The organism is Kordiimonas sediminis (genome assembly GCF_014656395.1).
Lineage (GTDB): Bacteria > Pseudomonadota > Alphaproteobacteria > Sphingomonadales > Kordiimonadaceae > Kordiimonas_A > Kordiimonas_A sediminis.
The window spans coordinates 1,663,058-1,682,307 of record NZ_BNCI01000001.1 but is presented as its reverse complement, the minus strand read 5'-3'; the positions used below and the strand labels follow the sequence as shown (position 1 = coordinate 1,682,307).

The following is a 19,250-nucleotide window of genomic DNA, read 5'->3' as shown; positions in this document are numbered from 1 at the left end:
CGCGAAATACAGGCATGATTAACCGCATACCTGAAATGCAGCCCAAGTCCGAAGAACAATTCGTTGAAATTCAAGAACCGATGCACTAAACGAAATAGTGGGGGACGAATTAAGCTGGGGACTGGAGCAATATTTAAATATCCGGAAATATTGTCGGGTGTTTTAAAACGGCAGGCTAAGATCGCTTGCGTTTTAACACTCGCTTTTTTGTTATTTATGGCATCAGGAAGCGCAACCAGTGCTGTCATTGTAACAAAAGCAGCGCCGCGCGCCCTTATTGAAACGGCTGATGCATTACTGGAACGGGTACTGTCTGCACCCGACAATGACGTTTACACGCGTATTCATCAATTGCGGTCTGAAATAGCATCTACGGAAAGCCCAGCCAGAAAAAAAGAATTATACACAAGCTTACTATTTAATCTTTTAAGTACCGAATTCTCGGACAAGATGCGTGAAATCGGCCACGAAGCACATGCCTTTGCCAAGGAACAAAAAGATTACGAACTGGAGCTAATCTCGCTTTCCGCGCAAACCTTTGCTGATGAAGTTGATGGTGACCTGATCGCGCCCCACACCTATCAGAAAGTCCTTCTGCAAAAAGCGCTGGATGAAGATCAATTGCTGGCAACGCATTTCATAAATCTTGTTATTGCCCTACACGGCCCCAAAGTTGGCAACCTCTTGGAAGGCGTTGAAACACTTCTTGAGATTGACCAACAACTGCCTGATGACTATCGGTCGAACCAGATCAGGTCGACCATCTTTCAGACGCTTGGATATATATATGTGGAAGGCGACGACCTGCAAAGCGTCCTTCGCTATTATCACAGAGCCATGGATATCGCCGAAACCTCTGGCGTGCCCATTGATCGGGAAACCATCATATATAATGTTGCCTTTGGGTTTATCGGCATTGGTGATCTGGAAGAAGCTGACCGGTTTTATGCAGGTCTTCAACAAGTCATTGATGAAAACGGTAACGAAGACGGCGGCTTTTATGCACAGTATGGACGTGCGAGTGTTGCCTTTGAACAGCAGCGTTTCGAGGAAGCGCTTGAATTCGGTCAATCCGCGCGTCAAAACTATGAAGCTGTCGGAACATTCTCCATTTATCTGGATCAGCTGCTGGCAGACAGTTATGCAGCAATCGGCAACATAGAAGCTGCAATCATTCATCATAATGAAGTATTGAAAGCACTTGATGATAATCCCGACTATTATCAGACAGAGCTTTATTCCAGAAGCCTCTTCACGGAGGCACAAATTCTATATGCACAGCAAAACTATAAAAAAGGCTATGAAGTTCTGCGATCGGCGATGGATGCGCAGAAAACCATTCTTGATAATGAAATCGCTAATAACCTTGGCCAGCTAACCGCGAACTTTCAGCTAAAGCTGGACCGCAGCCGGGCCGTACGCGAGCTTGTTGCATCTGAAGGCAGGAACCGTAACCTTTTCATACTGCTCCTTATATCAATCCTGACGCTGGGTATTTTCATATTGATCATCCAGCGCCGTTTCACCAAGCGTCTACGCCAGAGCTATTTGCAACTGAAACATGCTAATAATGCAAAATCTGACTTCTTGGCGAATATGAGCCATGAGCTCCGAACCCCACTGAATGCCATTATCGGATTTTCTGATATTATGGCTGAAGAGTTGTACGGAAAACACTCAACCCCGCAATACCACGATTACGCTCAGAACATTCAGCGGTCGGGCCAGCATCTATTGTCCATCATCAATGACATTCTTGATCTATCCAAGATCGAAGCAGGGCAGATGGAAATGCATGAAGAGGTGTTCAACCTGCCCGAACTGATTGACGATACTACATATCTTGTGGAACAGAGGGCTGCGAATAAGGGGCTGGATCTTTCCATAACCCAGCCAGACTATGCCCTTCCCGACATGCGCGGTGATGTAAGGTTAATTAAACAGATCATTCTTAATGTTCTGACCAACGCCATCAAATTTACACCGGCGGGTGGAACGGTGACGGTATCCTATTTACTGGGCGACACAATTGATGATGCCCTTAGCATCATTATTACTGATACTGGCACAGGCATGTCAGCAGAAGAACTGGAAGTTGCCATTACCCCCTTTGGGCAGGCAGGCAACACGCTTACTCGGTCAACAGAAGGTACCGGACTTGGCCTGCCTCTGGTATCGAGCCTGATGAAAATGCATGGCGGCAAAATGGTTATTGAATCCGAGCCAGGTGTTGGCACAAAAGTTTCGCTTCAATTCCCATTTTCCCGCTTAATACGCAGAGACTAGACACTGTTTAGAAATACGTGCGTATCCCAAACATGACCGACCCACTGCCAAGTGGGTGATTAACGCTTGAATCCTCATACATAACAGTAAGCTCAAATTGATCTACAAAAGCTGACAGCCCGACACCCCAATCCATCAGATCAGAACGCCCAACACGGTTGTCATACCCCACGTGGGTCAGAACCGTTATTTCCGGCATATTCGGGATCGGCACTTCCAAATCAAAAAAGCCGTATAGACTATCATTTTCCGGTGTAAACCAACGCCCGTCAAAAGAGTAAGACAAACCAGTCCGGAAATATAATAGTCCGAAATCACGTGCTACTGATGCCCCTACGGACGGATAGAACTTGCTGTCACCATCCCCGTGGATTGTATCAACATCAACAAACACATCGTAGGTGTAAGCATCCTTATCAAAGCTGTACCCCGTGAAGAATTTAGCCTGTGCATCATTGCCGCGACGGTCAGCAATCCACGCACCCTTCACACCGGCATAAAACCCACTGTCGTGGTAGCCGACAACAGACCCGACAATGGTTGGGTCCTTATCTGAAAGCGATAAACCGCGGTCACGGTAATCGCTGACAACCCCGACATACGCATCAAAATCAACGGTGCTGATTGCATCGTCAGCAATCGTACCTACGATACCCAGTGATGAAAGAGCTGATGATATCAACAGTGCCGTTACATATGTTCTCATTATTATTTACCTTCGCTGCAAATTTTCTAGGCGTCCAAGCGATACGACCATCAGGACGTACCAGATGTTGCCCCCTCTAGCCCAATCACAAGAGCGGGATCAAGCCTGACAGATCGCCAGTTAAGCCGCCAGTCGACGTGTGGTCCAGATGCCCGGCCCTTCTCACCGATTGTGCCGATAGGATCGCCCTGCTCGATTATCTGGCCTTCAGAAACCGTGACCGTGTCCATGTGAAACAGGGTCGAACTAACACCGTAGCCATGATCAATGATTACAATACCGCCTTCCAGAAGAAAGTCGGGCGCTGCAAGTGTGACTTTGCCCCCCGCAGGTGCATAAATCGGCGTACCAATCGGGCCTGCAATATCCAGCCCATAGTGGGGACTGCGGGGTTTACCGTTTAAAATACGCTGACTGCCATAAAAGCCGGAAAAGCGTCCTTTAGCAGGCTTAATGAAACCGGTTTTCCAGAAAGTATCCGTACTAACTGCGGCTCTTCCTTTTGCCACCCGCCCCGTTTCCAATTTTCGTCTGGCCGCCCATTCTGGTGGTGGCGATACTGTCTTCGGGGGTAGGCCGTTTACACGCTCAATATCAAAATCACGATCCGCTATATCAAGGGTATGTGTCTCCATACTATTTGTTGTCGGTGACGAAATCGACAGCCGGGACTGGGCAGGATGATCCCGACCAAACCCCAGGACAAAGTCCCCTTCTTCGCCCACATATATAGGCTTATTATCCAGCCACACTGTAGAGCCCGGTGCCACCTTGCCGTAGGCAAAGCCGCCCTGTACCAGCGACCCTTCAATATCAAGCGCCGAGGCACTAAGACTAAAACCACTGAGTAACAGGGTCCACAAAAAGAGTTTACGGATGAATATCACGAACTGGTGCCTCATTTATTCAGACTGAATACAGCGTATATGCCAAGTACTTGACAGGGGGACTAGGGCAAAATTTTGACCGGCTTACAATAATCGTCCCTGCCTGCCATCGTCCTTTGCTGGTTTTGGTCCTGCCTTCTTCACCGATTTTGTACCTGATGTCTTTGTAGACTTCTTGTCTTTCTGCATAGAGACTGAAGCAGTCATGCCGGGCGCACCGTCCTGGTCTGGTTTATTATCTGTGCCAGCCCCCCCGACGATCATGGCGCGAGCGGTGTCTTTAAAGCGTACTTGTACCTGCTCTCCTGCCTGTAATGACGCACCGACAGTCACCAGATCACCATTTGTGTTTGTGACCACGGCAAAGCCCCTGTCCAAAACGCGTTCGTAGGATAGGGTGTCTAACATACGCCCCGCCGCCGTCAGGCGGTCTGATAAAATCGTAAGACGGCGCGCGTAGGCTGGCTGAAGTCTGGCAGACTGCTGTTTCAAGCGCTCCTGGCGGTACTGCAATCCCTGCCGTAATTGGCCAGTGCCCAGACCGCCAATCAGGCGATTTAACCGGCCAGTCTTTGTTTGCACCACTGCCATCAAACTACGCGGCAGACGATCAGACAGGTCGTCCAGTTTTTGGGACGACAGGCCAAGCAAATCCCGTGGCTTTGGCAACGCCCGTCCAAGAGCTGTCAACCGGTCGCGGCGATCTGCTATCACCCGCCCCTTGGATAACGTAAGACGTTTGGACAGGTCATACAGTGTTGCTTCAAGCTCGCTCCTAACGGGAACAGCTTTCTCCGCAGCACCCGTAGGTGTAGGGGCACGCAGATCAGATACATAATCAATGAGCGTGGTATCTGTTTCGTGACCAACAGCGGAAATAAGCGGGATAGCGCTGTCTGCTGCCGCACGCACCACAATTTCTTCGTTGAATGACCATAGGTCTTCGATGGACCCACCGCCGCGCGCAACAATCAAAACATCTGGACGTGGCAGGCCGCCCTGCCCATCAATCGCATTAAAGCCCGCAATAGCATTTGCAATCTGTTCGGCTGCCCCCTGCCCCTGGACCAGAACAGGCCACACAAGAACATGTCGGGGAAAGCGGTCGCCCAGTCGGTGTAAAATATCACGGATAACAGCACCCGTTGGGGATGTCACAACCCCAATAACCGAAGGCAGATACGGTATTGGTTTCTTACGAGCGGGGTCAAACAACCCTTCAGCAGCGAGCTTTTTCTTGCGCTCCTCAAGAAGCGCCATCAGCGCACCGGCACCCGCTGGCTCCATCTGTTCGACAACCATTTGATATTTTGACCGGGCGGGATAGGTCGTCAGTTTCCCGGTACAAATTACCTCCAGACCATCTTCAGGCACAAAGGACAAATGACTGGCCACACCGCGCCAACATACACCGTCAATAACTGCTTTGTCATCTTTCAGACTAAAATATACATGCCCTGACGCCGCCCGCTTTACACCGGACAGTTCAGCACGCACCCGAACATTGCCAAAAAGGTCCTCGACAGAGCGCTTCAACGCGCCGGAAATTTCCGACACTGTATATTCGTGCGCATTACCTGTGGAACTGGTGGTACCCCATCCGTCTGTCGTCATATGTTGCCCTGCTTGTGCCTGTATGTATAAGTTGCGGTCTATAATACCAATGCTGGTAATCGTCAAAGACGCTTGAGTGTTTGAAAAGCTATGATACAAAAGGCAGGCAATCAAGTCTTGGTTCGGGCCAGTTGATAAAGATCTGCCTGTCCCCACAAAAGTAGAGGTTTTAATGAATATCCTAGTAATCGGTTCCGGTGGCAGAGAACACGCCCTATGTTGGAAAATCGCTCAAAGCCCAATGCTCAAAACTTTATACTGTGCCCCAGGAAATGGCGGCACTGGCGAGATTGCAACCTCTGTTGATTTGAATGTTTCCGATCATGATGCTGTACTGTCTTTCTGTCAGGATATGGCGATTGATCTGGTTGTTGTGGGACCCGAAGCACCACTGGTCGAAGGACTTGTTGACGCACTTGAAGCAGCTGACATTCCGGCATTTGGCCCCAAAAAAGTTGCTGCACAGCTCGAAGGCTCCAAAGGTTTCACCAAGGACATCTGTGCGAATTATAATATTCCAACCGCCGCTTACGCCCGCCTGACTGATGCAGAAAGTGCGAAAGCGTATCTATCCAAAACGGGCGTTCCTGTTGTGATTAAAGCTGATGGCCTTGCTGCCGGTAAAGGCGTTATCATTGCACATACAATGGAAGAAGCGGTCGCAGCGATCGATGACATGTTTGGCGGTGAATTCGGCTCAGCCGGTGCCGAAGTAGTCATCGAAGACTTTCTAGAAGGCGAAGAAGCAAGCTTTTTTGTTCTACTGGACGGCATAAGCGTTCTTCCACTTGCAACTGCGCAGGACCATAAAGCCGCCTATGACGGTGACAAGGGGCCAAACACAGGTGGCATGGGTGCCTACTCCCCCGCGCCTGTCATGACTGATGATTTGTGTGAGCAAGTGATCCGCGATATTATTGAGCCCACTGCACAAGCGCTAAGAGACATGGGAACCCCCTACACCGGCGTTCTTTATGCCGGACTAATGATTACAAAAGACGGCCCGCAGTTGATCGAATATAATTGTCGGTTTGGTGATCCGGAATGTCAGGTGCTGATGCAGCGACTGGATAGTGATATCGTGCCAGCTTTGCTAGCCTGCGCAAAAGGCACCCTGTCCGATGTTTCCCTGTCATGGAGCACTGACGTAGCCCTGACCGTTGTGATGGCTGCCAAAGGATATCCCGGCTCTTATGATAAAGGCACAGAAATAAAAGGGACTGAAACACTGGACAGCAAAGATGTAACCATATTCCATGCGGGGACAAAACGCGACGGTGCGAGCCTTCTGGCAACTGGAGGACGTGTGCTGAATGTGACCAGTAGAGCAAATTCCGTGACCGAAGCCCAAAAACTGGCATATAGTACAATCGCACAGATTGACTGGCCTGAAGGTTTCTGTCGCTCAGACATTGGATGGCGAGCAGTCGCAAGAGAACAGTAACAGTTAGAACGCGAACGGGCTTACCGTTCAGGAGAGTTAGAGTGGCCGAACTGGTTGCGTACGGCGTCAGACTACATTACTCGGATGTTGGCAAGGGCCGTCCCCTTGTCTTCATCCACGGTTGGTGTGCTGATAACACCAGTTTCCGCAAACAAATTGATCATTTAGCCACAAGCCATCGCTGCATATCCGTTGACCTGCCCGGCCACGGTAAGTCTGCCAAACCTCATATCGACTTAACGATCGTTTTTCTGGCCGAAATTATTGGCCGGTTTATCCATGAGTTGAAGCTGGACGCGCCCATATTGATCGGCCATTCCATGGGCGGAGCCGTTGCCCTTGAAATACTGCACCAGTCCCCAGAGTGTGCCGCCGGGTGTATCCTTGTCGACCCTTCACCGATTGTCGCACACAAGCCCGTCATCAATTCAATGAAAACATCCCTCCGTAAACTGGAGGAAAGTGAGCTACCCAAGATTTTCAATGAAATGGCTGTGCGGTTTATGTTCTTTAAATCAGACCCCAAGGGTCTGCTGTCGCATGCCCAGAAGTGTATGAACCAAGTACCGAGAGAATCTGCGATATCGGCATGGAAGGGTATGCTGGACTGGTACGGCAAACCTGCCTTACAGGCCGCCTCTGAAAAACCGCTGGCCTATATTGCCTCCAATCATCCCAGTAATGACCGCACCAGCATTGTAAAGAATGCGCCCAAGATCATGTGGGCAGAACCCCTTGAGGCATCGCACCACCTGCACCAAAGTGTTCCAGAACAAGTGAATGTAATGATTGAACATTTTCTGAAAGTTACCAACAGAAAGTAACGCCCCAACTGCGTCAGATTTCGTCACTTTCGTTTGTGCTACCCTGAGGTGCACGTACCTTATCAGGCGGGAACATGATACTAACCCTGGTGCCTTGCCCTGGGGTACTGTCAATTACAAACGTGGCTTTCAGGCGCTCCGCAAAAGAACTAACCAGCGGCAGGCCAAGACCCGACCCTTCCTGTGACCGGGACAATGCATTATCAATTTGCCCAAATGGCCTCTTTGCGATTTTAAGCTCTTCAGGGGTCATACCGATCCCCGTATCCTGCACACAAAGAATGGCACCGCCGCTAGCCGACGGTTTTAATCTGACAGAAACCTCTCCACCCGGCTCGGTGAATTTCACAGCATTGGACATCAAGTTCAGACAAATCTGCTTAAACAGCCTTTCATCGGCTTCAAGTTCCATATCTTCATCTATATCAGACGTCAGAACCAGTCCGCCCTGCAGCGCCCGCTGATGAATGAAAGAAAGGCAACTTTCAATCGCTTCCTGTGGCTCAATCCAGCGGATTTGCGTATCCATGCGCCCTGCTTCGACCTTTGAAAGATCCAGAATATCATTGATGATTTCCAGCAAATGACTCCCGGAATTATAAATGTCGCTTGCGTAATCCTTGTATCTATCACTGCCTATCGGGCCAAAAATCTCATCCCGTAAAATTTCAGCAAAACCCAAAATTGCATTCAGCGGTGTACGCAGTTCGTGGCTCATATTCGCCAGAAACTCGGACTTCGCCCGATTTGCAAGGTCTGCCGAATCTCTGCTACGCTTCAACTCCTGCGCCTGTGTAAGTTCATCCGTGATGTCACGACCAATCAGCAGAAGATACTCATCGCCTCCCTGCTCGAGCTTTTGAGCAGACAGGTTTATATGCCGCATGACACCGCCCCGTACCCTGACTGACGCCGGTACATCGGATATGAAACTGCTCATCTTCAGTTCTTCGATGAAGCGTTGTACCAGCATTGGCTCCGCCCATACACCAAGTTCATGGGTAGCCTTGCCAATCACCTGATCACGGCGCAGTCCAAACAAATTCAGAAACGTTGGATTCACGCTGACAATATCTGTTGCAGGGAGCCGTGACAGAATCATAAAATCCTGTGATATCCGAAACACGGTTTTAAAGAGATTATCTGTCCAGGCCTGCTCACCCGTTGCGGTTTTCTCGCGGGTGATATCTTCCAGAATAAGGGTAGCCTGTTTCTCCTGCCCCTGCTCCCCATCAAGCTTATTCAGGGACAGTTTGCACCATTTGATCTCAGCTGAAGATGGCTGGATGCGAAACTCGATTTTGTCTGGAAATTGTCCATCGGAAAAAACCTTCTTCCTGAAGGTTTCCACCAAGGCCAAATCTTCTGGAACAACACTTTTATAGAGATCTTCAAGAGACAGCGGCACCTGCTTACCACCAATAGCCGTGAAATCTTTAAAGCTTTGATTATAATATACTATCTCCTGTTCCGTACACACTATTACGGCCACGAGCAAATCGTTTAAAATGTCGTGCGAGCTAGGCGCGGAGATATTCCGAGGTTGTTCTTCAAACATAACGTGACACTACTGCATTGTCTTACTGACCATTATAAACATCACATAGTGTAGAAATACTTAAAAAACCCTCACACCCGAAAAAACTTTTTACGGCTTTCAACTTTTATCCCTTCGTGGACAGAATCAGAAGGATATAAAATAACTAAATCTCCTTCTGAGAGGCCTGAAATTACCTCAGCATGGTCGGTATTCATGCGGCCAATCTCAACGGGGGTTATTGTCGCAACACCACCGATCACCTGAAAAACCGACCAGACACGATTATCCATAAACAAGGCACTAGTAGGTATCCGAAGAACATCTTTCCCTTCTGAAATAACAATGCGGGGTTCGACTCGGAAACCGTGACCAATCTCTGGATGGGCAGCAAGCACGCCAGGGGCAAAATCAATGATAATATTGACGCGCTGCTCCTCAATCCCAAGTGCAGAAACCTTGGTAAAACCTTTGGGCTCCACAAGGCGGACAAAACCTTCCAGCGGCGCCCCACCCCAACCATCAATCTCTACTCTGGCGCCTTTTTTCACTTTCACCGCTTCGTGCGATAAAAAGTCAGCAATGATTTCCAGCTCTGCAGGATCACCCAGTTCAAGTAGCGGCGTACCCGCCAGCACTACACCTTCGCTTTCGTGCACCAATTTCATAATCCGTCCAGAGATCGGGGACTTGATTTCAATGAGACCGGGGCCGGTACCGTCTTCGTTGCCCGGCGCAATCAGTGCAGCCCTGGCAACTTCAAGATCTGCCCGGCGTACACGCACAGCAGACTGTGCCGTATCAAGCTGTGCTTCCGACGTGCGTAACCCAAGTTCTGCACGGTCAAGCATTGCAGGGCTGGATACTTTATTAGCGACTAACTCCCGTGTGCGTTTGATTTCGGCCTTGGCAAAATCCACCTCTGCCTGGGCACGCTTTACATCTGACTGCGCTAATGCGAGCGCAGCTTCTGCGGCTGCGACCGCTGCTTCTGCCTCCTTGGAGCGTCTTTCGTCAAGAAACCCTGGACCAGACGGCCGCATTGTCGCAATGACAGTCTCTCCCGCGATGACAGGGTCACCCTCTTCGCCCTGAATTCGCAGGAGCCTTCCTGCGACAGGTGCATATACAACATACAATTCCCGTACCTGCGTGCGGCCATCGTCACTTGTATGAACGGTCAAATCACCCCGGTCGACACTGCCCATATCTACTGGTAACGGTTTGGGAATAAAGGCAAAGATAAAAAACCCGGCCACTAGTAAAGCCATGCCCCCGAAAACAATTGTCCTCGCTTTAATTTTGGTCACTGATCGCTCCTTATTCCTTTGTTTTCAGTGCGATAATCATATCCAGTTTTGCTACACGCCTTGACATCAGTGCGGCTGACAAGATTGAGGCAATCAATATTATAGCCGCCGCACTGCCAAGCGTGGACAGCTCGACTACACTGGGCATTCTAAACAACTCGGAACTCATTTCATGGGCCATCGTCTGTGCAAGTAACCGTCCGAGCCCAACACCGAGAGGCAATGCGAAAACGGTCAAGATCGCCAGCTCGCCCAATAGAACCATATTAACCTCAGTCAGAGTGAACCCAAGCACGCGCAGACTGGCAATTTCACGTTGTCTTTCAAAGAAAGATATTCTGGCACTGGAATAAACCACACCAATCGCAATCAAGCTGGCAAAGGTTGAATTCAACACAAGCATCGTACCGATTGCCTGATCCATGGTTTTCCGCATGGCACGATATGTATCGTTATTAGAATTCACCCCCAACACACCTGGCATATCCTTCAATTCTTTAAAGATCGCATCTTCTTTTGATTCGTCGATCGTCAAATAGACCCCGGATATCTCTTCACCGTTCCTTAAATAGGAATGCAAGCTATGCATCTCCATGTAAACCGGTGTTCCAAGGTATGTTTTGATGATGCGTAGAACCGGTACTTCCAGCTCAGGCCGATTGCCAGTTTTCACTTTGACGGTGACGGTGTCACCGGCTTTCACGTCCAGCGCCTCAGCCAGTAATTCTTCCATCACAAGTCCGTCAGCAGGCGGGTTGATTTGTCTTTCCTGTCGGTCCAGAAGAAGGTTTTGCTGCGCATTCAACACCACCCCTGTAATTGCCTTATGGCGGATATGGTGCTTGTTTTTCAGGGTAACAGGCACAGACAAAAACGGCTCAACCGCCAAAACACCGTCGATATGCCCCATTTCATTGACGATCGACCGGTCCTGCGTTTCCGTGAAGGATACTGTCAGGTCCTGCCGGCTAACCTGTTCAAAATTCAACATCATCATTTTATCAAGGGCATCAACATTGCCGCGGGCACCAATCATCAAGGCCATACCCATGGAAATCCCCAAACACGTTAATGCCGCCCGCAGCGGCCAACGCAGGATGTGCCGCACGATAAGGCGCAGGGTCTGGTCCATCCATTTCAGCTTTCCGCCAAAACTAACAACCCCGGAATAATCTGTCGGTGGTGGCGGTGACATGGCAACTGCCGGGCGCAGGCCAATAATCTTGCGCACTGCCAGAAAAACCCCAAGAACACCCGCAAGCAGGGCAAAAAGGGTTGCTTCGATAAATATTCCGATACCCGGATTAAAAATCAGCAGCGGGAAATGATAGAATTCCTGATACATGTTAGCGGTGCCACGCCCCATACGCTCCCCGCCTGCCCAGCCCAGAAAGACACCGATAGAAATGATGATCAGAGCAAATTTAAGATAGTGCATCGCGATCTGCGTCTGTGTGTATCCAAATGCTTTCAAAAGACCAATCTGCTCCCGTTCGTCCTCAACAATGCGGGTAATGATGATATTCAGCAGAAAAGCCGCAACACCAAGGAATATTGGCGGGATAATGCTTCCCACCACAGAGAGCTGTGTCAGTTCACTTTTGATAAATTCATCGGATATGTGATTATCTCGGGAATAAGAGCCAATACCACCATATGGTTCCAGCAAAATATCAATTCTGCGCATGATATCCTGTTCACTGGCTCCCCGTTCAGTCAGCAGAACAATCTCGTTAAACGCACCGTCCATGTTATAGGCATGAGCCAGCGCATCATAACCCATCCACATTACCGCATTCCGTTTCGGATCTGGAACAAGCTCTCCCGGCGGAATTGAATAGACAAATTCTGGCGAAAGCGCCACGCCGACGATCCGTAAGAATCGTTTTGCGCCATAAAGGGTGACCGGAATTGTATCACCAAGCTGCAGCTTGTGCGCCTGTACAAAACTGTCGAGGAGAATAACTTCTTCCCGTCCTTTGCGCGGCAGCGTGCCCCGTTTCAGGTAGAGTGTGTTCACATCTGGCATGCGCCCATCGGGTATTGATAGCACCTTACCCCGCACCGGTGCAGGCTCCCCGGGCATATCAACCAGGGCCCCTGCGCTAATCCTGCCGCGGGCCCGGCGCACCCCGGGGATATCTGAAATCTGATCGCGCAGTACCATCGGCGCCCTTTTTACCGGGGCCCAGATATGCGCCATATTATAGCGGTCATAATAAGTATCCCGCGTAGTACTCAGGGACGTGACCGTACCGTTCATTGTGATAAATAAGGTTACACCACACGCAACAACAACGGATACGGCAATCACTTGTGCACCAAGGCCGCGAACACCGCGAAACAGCTTCCGGTCAAGGGGCCGAAACAGCCCAAGTATCCGTTCAAATATGTGGCGTCTGAGAATCACAAAACCACTTCCTCTGGCGAAACGGGATTTTCATTGACCTCTATCTGGTCGATATTGCCGTCTTTAAAGCGGATAACACGGTCCGCCATCGGCGCAATCCCCCGGTGGTGGGTCACCATCAAGGTTGTTGCACCCAATTCCTTGGTAACCCGGTCAAGTGCCTTCAAAACCAGATGGCTTGTCTGGCTGTCCAGTGCACCTGTTGGTTCATCACAAAAAAGTACCTGTGGTCGTTTCGCGATTGCCCGTGCGATTGCTACCCGCTGCTGCTCCCCGCCTGAAAGCTGTGACGGAAAATGATCGGTTCGCGCCGAAAGCCCAACCATGTCCAGTGCCTCTTTGGCGGGCAGCGGGTTTTTTGCAATTTCCGTAACCAGCTCGACATTTTCCTCGGCCGTCAACCCCGGCATCAGATTATAATTTTGAAACACAAATCCTATATGGTCGCGCCTGAACTGGGTCAGTTCCGAATCTGTCATCTCAGTCAGGTTGCGCCCTTCAAAAAACACCGCCCCGCTGGTCGCACTGTCCAAGCCCCCCAGAATATTTAGTAATGTTGATTTGCCGCTACCGGACGGCCCAAGAAGAACGATATTTTCACCCGAATATATTGTCAAAGATACGCCCCGGAGGGCACGCACTTCCGCTTCGCCCTCGCCGTAAACTTTTGTTAAATCAACAACTTCAAAACAAGGGTCAGTGCGCATCATCTACAGTTCCATGTTTGCGTTCGGGCATCTGTACTAAGACTATAGACAGAAATACTTACACGCGACCCAGCTGTTGTCCATGAAGAAACCTCGCCTCTTGCGAGAAAAAAGTGATGACAAATGGACATAAGGCTCCTATATGTAGGAAGTTATAAAAAAAGTGGCGAAAAAGCTGCACATAACAAAGCGAGGAAAAAATGAATAAGATTGTCAAGCTGGTAGCACCAGTGGCTGTGATTGCAGGTGGAATTATTGCTGTCATGGCGATGGCGGAAGCCAAAGAAGCCCCCGAAAAAGTAAATGAACCACCGCGCCCGACATCGCTGTATGTTGATGATGTGCGTTCTGACACCGTGACGCTTGCCGTTACCACGCAAGGGGAAGTAAAGGCAAAGACCCAGATTGATCTGATACCCCAGGTCTCTGGACGTATCGTTAATGTCTCTGAAAGTTTTGCTGCCGGTGGTGAATTTTCCCCCAATCAAATGTTAATTGAAATCGATGATGCCGACTATAGACTGGCATTTACCCGCGCTGAAGCGCGTGTTGCAGAAGCAGAGGTCCGCCTAGAACAGGAACTGGCTGATGCAAAAATCAAGGCACAGCAATGGAAAGACTGGGTTCACGAAGGCGAACCAACGCCGCTTGCCCTCAATAAGCCACAAGTAGCTGAGGCGCAGGCAAAACTGCGCGCCGCACAAGCAGATCTGTCTGAAGCCCGCCTGAATATGGAACGGACGAAGATCTCTGTTCCTTTCCCCGGGCGTGTCTTGTCCCGCGAAGTTGGTCTTGGACAATACGTAAATGCAGGCACGAAGCTAGGCAGCGTATTTGCGACAAACACAGTCGAAATTAAACTTCCACTGACAGACAAGCAGCTTGCTGAACTGAATATGCCAATTGGCTTTAATGCCAGTGCCAACAAGCCTGCGCCGAACGTAACTCTTACCGCTACTGTAGGCGGAGATATTCATACATGGTCTGGCAAAATTGTTCGCACCCACGCCGCTGTTGATAAGCAAACACGCCTTTTCTATGCGGTTGCAGAAGTGAACGACCCATACGGCGCTGGTGCCGATGAAGACGGCATGCCACTTGCTGTTGGTATGTTTGTCTCTGCTAACATCGAAGGTGTGAACGCTCAGAACGCCCTGATCATGCCGCGGGATGCACTGCGGGGTGACGATCAGGTATATGTCATTGAAGACGATATTCTGCACATTCGTACTGTGGATATTATATATACATCTGACACGCACATTTATGTGTCCAGCGGTGTAGAAGCTGGTGAAAAGGTTGTAACCTCGCCAGTTCGCACAGCCTATAACGGCATGGAAGCAACGGCTATTACGCGAAACGCAAAAGCCGATAGCACCTCTGCTCCTGCTTCCAGTCAGTAAGGGGATAGATCATGAATAAGATTATTGAATGGTGGGCACGCAATTCTGTTGCCGCCAACCTCTTGATGATTGGTATCTTCCTTGCTGGTACTATCTCCTTCTTTTCCATGGAACGGGAAATGGAACCACAGGTTCGCTTTCCCGGGCTTGAAATCAACGTTGTCTGGCCCGGTGCCAGCCCGCAAGATGTAGAGCAACAGATTGTCGAACGAATTGAAGAATCAGTTCGTGACCTTGATAATATTGACTGGGTACGGTCTTTCGCCAATGAAGGCAGCGGCACCGTTGTTATTCTGGCGACCGGTAGCGCGGACTTTTCACAATTCATGAATGACGTGAAAATCCGGGTTGATTCCATCTCCAGTCTGCCACGCGATATCGAACCACCGATCGTTCGCCAATTTGTGAACCGTAACGAGTTTATGCGTATCGCCGTCAGCGGTGATATCGGCGAGAAAAACCTCCGATATCTGGCCGAAGAACTGCGCCGCGAAGCCACCCGACTGCCGGGTGTTTCCATCATTGACTTGTTCGGCGTTCGTGACGAAGAAGTCTCCATTGAAATCAGTGAAAGCCAACTGCGCCGGTATAACCTGACATTCGATGAAGTTGCGCAGGCAATTCGCAATAATTCTCTGAACCGTTCCGCCGGCTCCATCCGCACAGAAGCAGGTAGTTTTTCCATTACTGCACGGAAGCTTGCAGACACTGAAAAAGACTTTGCCGGCATCATCCTGCGTCAGACCGAGGACGGTGCAACCATCCGTGTTGGCGATGTGGCAACTGTTGTTGATGGTTTTGAAGACACTGAAATTCTGGCAACGCTAAACGGTGTCCCTGCTATCCTGCTGCAGATTCAAACATCTGAAACTATGGATATTGTAACCGCATCACGGGCCGTCCGCGAATGGATTGATGAAAGAAAAGCATCCCTTCCAGAAGGCACCACCCTTACTTTGTGGACCGATGATAATGAAGCCTTTGAAAGCCGGATGAACACCATTGGCTCAGCCGCTGGCTCAGGTCTCGTACTTGTGTTGATTATCCTGATGCTGACACTGCGTCCTAAGGTTGCCTTGTGGGTTGCGGTTGGTATCGCTACTGCTTATGCTGGGGCCTTCATTCTTCTTCCTGCACTTGGCGTATCGATCAACATGCTTTCAACCTTTGCCTTCCTCCTTGTTTTGGGGATTGTGGTGGATGACGCCATTGTGGTCGGCGAAAGTATTCACTCAGAAGCACAAAAAACCGGTGGCGGGATTACTGCGTCTGTCTTTGGTACCCAGATGGTGGCCAAACCAGTTATCTTTGCGGTATTGACCACAATCATTGCATTCCTGCCGTGGATTTTCATTGATGATGGCGGCACGTCTGAATTTACGCGTCACATCACGTGGGTGGTTGTCACTGCACTGATCTTCTCACTTGTGGAATCGCTTTTGATTTTGCCGGCACACCTGGCGAATATGAAGCCTCGTGAAAAACTGGGCGCATTCGGACGGTTCCAGAAGTCAATTGCAGACAGTATCACCAACTTTGCACAGCGCCATTATCGTCGCTTGGGAAGCTGGGCAGTAAAGAATCGTTATTTAACGTTCGCTATCTTCATTGTGGTCTTTGTCATTGGCATGGGCATGTTCTCGATTGGCTATGTCAAAAAAGACTTTATGCCCGAAATCGAAAGTGACCAGATCACCGTTGATGTTACCCTTGAAGAAGGCACATCCTATAACCGTGCGCTTGAAATTCTTGCACAGCTTCAAACGGCAGAGAAAAAGCTGGTTGATGAGGTTGACGCAAGAACTGATGGTGAAGGCAAACTGATTGAGAATTGGTACACCCGTTCCCGTCGTGACAGCGTTATTGCGATTGTGAAACTGGCCCCACCAGAAGTCCGTGACATGAGCGCGAAAGATGCCTCTATCCGGTTGCGGGAATTGATTGGCGATATTCCTGACGCGAAAGCTGTCTCTGTTCAGTATAAAAACGGTAACAGCAGCCCGGGCTTTGAGCTGTCAGTCCGTCACCCTGATCTAGATACACTCCGTTCTGCGGTGCAAGAGTTGGAAGAACAGCTTAGAACCTATGAAAATCTCTATGATGTTCGCAACAACCTTGAAAGCGGATCACAGGAGATGCGCATCAATCTGAAACCTGGTGCAGAGAAGCTCGGACTAACAATGTCAGAAGTTACGCGGCAGGTTCGCCAAGCCTATTACGGCGAGGAGGTACAGCGCATTCCAAGACAAGGTCAGTCTGTGAAGGTTTTTGTACGCTACCCTAAAGAAACGCGGCGAAATCTGGAAAGCCTGAACGAAATGCGGATTCGTACACTTGATGGCCGTGAAGTTCCGCTGAAAGCCGTTGCTGACCTGGAGTTTGCCCCTGGTATTAAAGGCATACGCCGCTGGAACTTTAACCGTGCGGCACGTGTTAGTGCGGATATGAAAGATAACACCCGGTCAGAAATCACAAAGGATCTGGAAGAAAACTTCTATCCTTCCTGGAAGAAAAAATATCCAGGCGTGACTACTGACCCGATTGGCCAATCAGAGGGTGAAGCACGTTTCGTTCAGGATGTTCTATCTCTGTACGTCACAGCATTCTTCCTGATGTACACTCTGCTTGCGATTGCTTTCAGAAGTTACTGGCAGCCAATTGCCATCATGGTTGCAATGCCTTATGCCTTTGTCGGCGCTATCTACGGCCACTTTGTCACCGACATGACGATGGCAATCTTTAGCTACTTTGGTATCGCAGCAGCAGCGGGGGTTGTTGTAAACGACAACCTTGTTCTGGTTGATTACTGTAACAAGCTCCGAGAACGCGGCATGGATCCGATGACAGCTATCGTCGAAGCAGGCGTGGCCCGTTTCCGCCCTATTCTGTTGACCTCGGTAACCACATTTGTTGGGCTTGTGCCAATGATGATGGAACGGTCAATTCAGGCCGCCTTCCTGCAGCCGATTGTCGTTGCCTTGGCATCAGGTGTCTTGATTGCCTTCTTTGTCACCCTGTTCATGGTGCCATCCCTGTTTGCAATTGGTCTTGATATTGGCAAACTGTTCGCGGGCCTAAAGAGGAAAATAGTTGAGATGTTTACAGGCAGGAAGTCTCCGTCTGCTGCTGAATAATCAACCCTGAGAAATTCAAAAATCGCCCGGTCAATCCTGTTGGCCGGGCTTTTCTTTGGACATAGACAACCACCGCAGCTAATGAAAAGGGGGCTGAAAAGCCCCCCATACTGCAATATCTAAATAGATAGTATTATTTCGGTGCGAACTTGCGACGTGCCAGGGCATTAAACTGCTGCATGGACGTCAACTGCGCATAAATCGCAGGCAATAATCCACGCTTACGCAGTGTGTCGAAATCTTCCGTAGATAGTTCCTGAAGCTTGTCTTCATCCATAATGTGGAAACCATCAATTGTGTATGGCTCTGTCTCGCCCGGACGGTTCAGTGCAACACCAAATGGCTTTAGAAGCCCCTGCTCTGCAAACTGCTTTAAAACAGCCATTGTCATCTGCATATTTTCCCAGTGCTGACGAATGAACGTCAGGGCATCATTATGGAACTCTGTTAGCGTACCGTCGTCATTAAACAGGGCACGTCCCTCTCCGTCTTCTGTGAAACGGTCAGAGTTTTCATCAAAGGACAAGACTGCCTTCGTTTTATCCTTTTCGTCATTGGCTAGACCAAATGGATAAATCGTTGCACTTTCCGGTACAATAATGCCGTCCCACACAGAATCCTCGCCAACAAACAGGTTTTCTTCCTGCGCAAGTCCCATCATCGCAACCGCACGGAAACCATTTTCCTGACCCGTGGGAATGAAAACAATCGGCATATTGGCAGAAACACGCACAAATTCATGGATGGTCAAAGGCGCTAAATTCTCATCTTTGATCTGACTGTAGCTATTGCCGTCTGCCAGCTTCAGTGACTTGTGTTTCTCGCTATCAAGAGTAATAAAGTTAGGTTTCATCAGTCTTCCCATTTGTATAAAATCAGACGGCACCTTCGCGCATCTGCCCCCGTGAAGTAAAGACAGAATTCCCCGAAAAGTGCGAATAAAGCCGCTTTCTTGCTGAAACTGGACATTCACCCCATACGAGCGCCC

General features: G+C 49.6%; 13 protein-coding genes. 5 read left to right on the top strand and 8 right to left on the bottom strand.

The genetic code is table 11. The features are described from left to right. Positions 1-216 precede the first annotated feature (216 nt). A complete protein-coding gene (locus tag IE181_RS07425) occupies positions 217-2,286 on the top strand; it encodes a tetratricopeptide repeat-containing sensor histidine kinase (protein WP_191251378.1) in 2,070 nt (689 codons plus the stop codon). A gap of 7 nt (positions 2,287-2,293) precedes the next feature. On the opposite strand, the gene IE181_RS07420 is transcribed toward IE181_RS07425, so the two are convergent. From IE181_RS07420 to xseA, 3 genes are all read right to left on the bottom strand, one after another. Further along, a complete protein-coding gene (locus IE181_RS07420) occupies positions 2,294-2,992 on the bottom strand; it encodes a TorF family putative porin (RefSeq protein ID WP_191251376.1) in 699 nt (232 codons plus the stop codon). Between the two features lie 50 nt (positions 2,993-3,042). Next, complete coding sequence (locus IE181_RS07415) at positions 3,043-3,879, bottom strand: M23 family metallopeptidase (RefSeq protein ID WP_229819219.1); 837 nt, start codon at positions 3,877-3,879, stop codon at positions 3,043-3,045. Positions 3,880-3,963: 84 nt separating this feature from the next. Continuing rightward, complete coding sequence (gene xseA, locus IE181_RS07410) at positions 3,964-5,493, bottom strand: exodeoxyribonuclease VII large subunit (protein ID WP_191251372.1); 1,530 nt, start codon at positions 5,491-5,493, stop codon at positions 3,964-3,966. A gap of 172 nt (positions 5,494-5,665) precedes the next feature. Between xseA and purD the strand changes: the two genes are divergently transcribed. Together purD and IE181_RS07400 are read left to right on the top strand one after the other, a co-directional pair. Then, complete coding sequence (gene purD / locus IE181_RS07405; RefSeq protein WP_191251370.1) at positions 5,666-6,937, top strand: phosphoribosylamine--glycine ligase; 1,272 nt, start codon at positions 5,666-5,668, stop codon at positions 6,935-6,937. A gap of 41 nt (positions 6,938-6,978) precedes the next feature. Beyond that, the gene (locus tag IE181_RS07400; protein WP_191251368.1) at positions 6,979-7,761 is read left to right on the top strand and encodes an alpha/beta fold hydrolase; all 783 of its coding nucleotides are present in this window, start codon (positions 6,979-6,981) and stop codon (positions 7,759-7,761) included. A gap of 13 nt (positions 7,762-7,774) precedes the next feature. On the opposite strand, the gene IE181_RS07395 is transcribed toward IE181_RS07400, so the two are convergent. The 4 genes from IE181_RS07395 to IE181_RS07380 form a co-directional block, all read right to left on the bottom strand. Further along, positions 7,775-9,319, bottom strand: a complete 1,545-nt coding sequence (locus IE181_RS07395; RefSeq protein WP_191251366.1) for a PAS domain-containing sensor histidine kinase — start codon at positions 9,317-9,319, stop codon at positions 7,775-7,777. Positions 9,320-9,390: 71 nt separating this feature from the next. After that, complete coding sequence (locus IE181_RS07390) at positions 9,391-10,608, bottom strand: efflux RND transporter periplasmic adaptor subunit (RefSeq protein WP_191251364.1); 1,218 nt, start codon at positions 10,606-10,608, stop codon at positions 9,391-9,393. 10 nt (positions 10,609-10,618) lie between these two features. Next, on the bottom strand, positions 10,619-13,018 hold the full coding sequence (locus IE181_RS07385) for an ABC transporter permease (RefSeq protein WP_191251362.1): 2,400 nt from the start codon (positions 13,016-13,018) through the stop codon (positions 10,619-10,621). Next, positions 13,015-13,725 carry an ABC transporter ATP-binding protein gene (locus IE181_RS07380; RefSeq protein ID WP_191251620.1) on the bottom strand — a complete coding sequence of 237 codons (711 nt, stop codon included), beginning with the start codon at positions 13,723-13,725 and terminating at the stop codon, positions 13,015-13,017. The genes IE181_RS07385 and IE181_RS07380 overlap by 4 nt, the downstream gene beginning before the upstream one ends. 200 nt (positions 13,726-13,925) lie before the next feature. Between IE181_RS07380 and IE181_RS07375 the strand changes: the two genes are divergently transcribed. Together IE181_RS07375 and IE181_RS07370 are read left to right on the top strand one after the other, a co-directional pair. Beyond that, entirely contained in the window at positions 13,926-15,128 is a 1,203-nt protein-coding gene (locus IE181_RS07375; protein WP_229819216.1) for an efflux RND transporter periplasmic adaptor subunit, read from the top strand. A gap of 11 nt (positions 15,129-15,139) precedes the next feature. Continuing rightward, on the top strand, positions 15,140-18,262 hold the full coding sequence (locus tag IE181_RS07370) for an efflux RND transporter permease subunit (RefSeq protein WP_191251360.1): 3,123 nt from the start codon (positions 15,140-15,142) through the stop codon (positions 18,260-18,262). 133 nt (positions 18,263-18,395) lie between these two features. Here the strand turns inward: IE181_RS07370 and IE181_RS07365 are convergent, their stop codons facing one another. Then, positions 18,396-19,115: a SapC family protein gene (locus IE181_RS07365; RefSeq protein ID WP_191251358.1), complete on the bottom strand. Its 720-nt coding sequence runs from the start codon at positions 19,113-19,115 to the stop codon at positions 18,396-18,398. Positions 19,116-19,250: the final 135 nt, after the last annotated feature.

What these genes read in the sequence shown, in the direction of transcription:
- IE181_RS07365 (WP_191251358.1), bottom strand. Translation starts at nt 19,115, where the DNA reads ATGAAACCTAACTTTATTACTCTTGATAGCGAGAAACACAAGTCACTG.
- IE181_RS07370 (WP_191251360.1), top strand. Translation starts at nt 15,140, where the DNA reads ATGAATAAGATTATTGAATGGTGGGCACGCAATTCTGTTGCCGCCAAC.
- IE181_RS07375 (WP_229819216.1), top strand. Translation starts at nt 13,926, where the DNA reads ATGAATAAGATTGTCAAGCTGGTAGCACCAGTGGCTGTGATTGCAGGT.
- IE181_RS07380 (WP_191251620.1), bottom strand. Translation starts at nt 13,725, where the DNA reads ATGCGCACTGACCCTTGTTTTGAAGTTGTTGATTTAACAAAAGTTTAC.
- purD (WP_191251370.1), top strand. Translation starts at nt 5,666, where the DNA reads ATGAATATCCTAGTAATCGGTTCCGGTGGCAGAGAACACGCCCTATGT.
- IE181_RS07425 (WP_191251378.1), top strand. Translation starts at nt 217, where the DNA reads ATGGCATCAGGAAGCGCAACCAGTGCTGTCATTGTAACAAAAGCAGCG.
- IE181_RS07420 (WP_191251376.1), bottom strand. Translation starts at nt 2,992, where the DNA reads ATGAGAACATATGTAACGGCACTGTTGATATCATCAGCTCTTTCATCA.
- xseA (WP_191251372.1), bottom strand. Translation starts at nt 5,493, where the DNA reads ATGACGACAGACGGATGGGGTACCACCAGTTCCACAGGTAATGCGCAC.
- IE181_RS07395 (WP_191251366.1), bottom strand. Translation starts at nt 9,319, where the DNA reads ATGTTTGAAGAACAACCTCGGAATATCTCCGCGCCTAGCTCGCACGAC.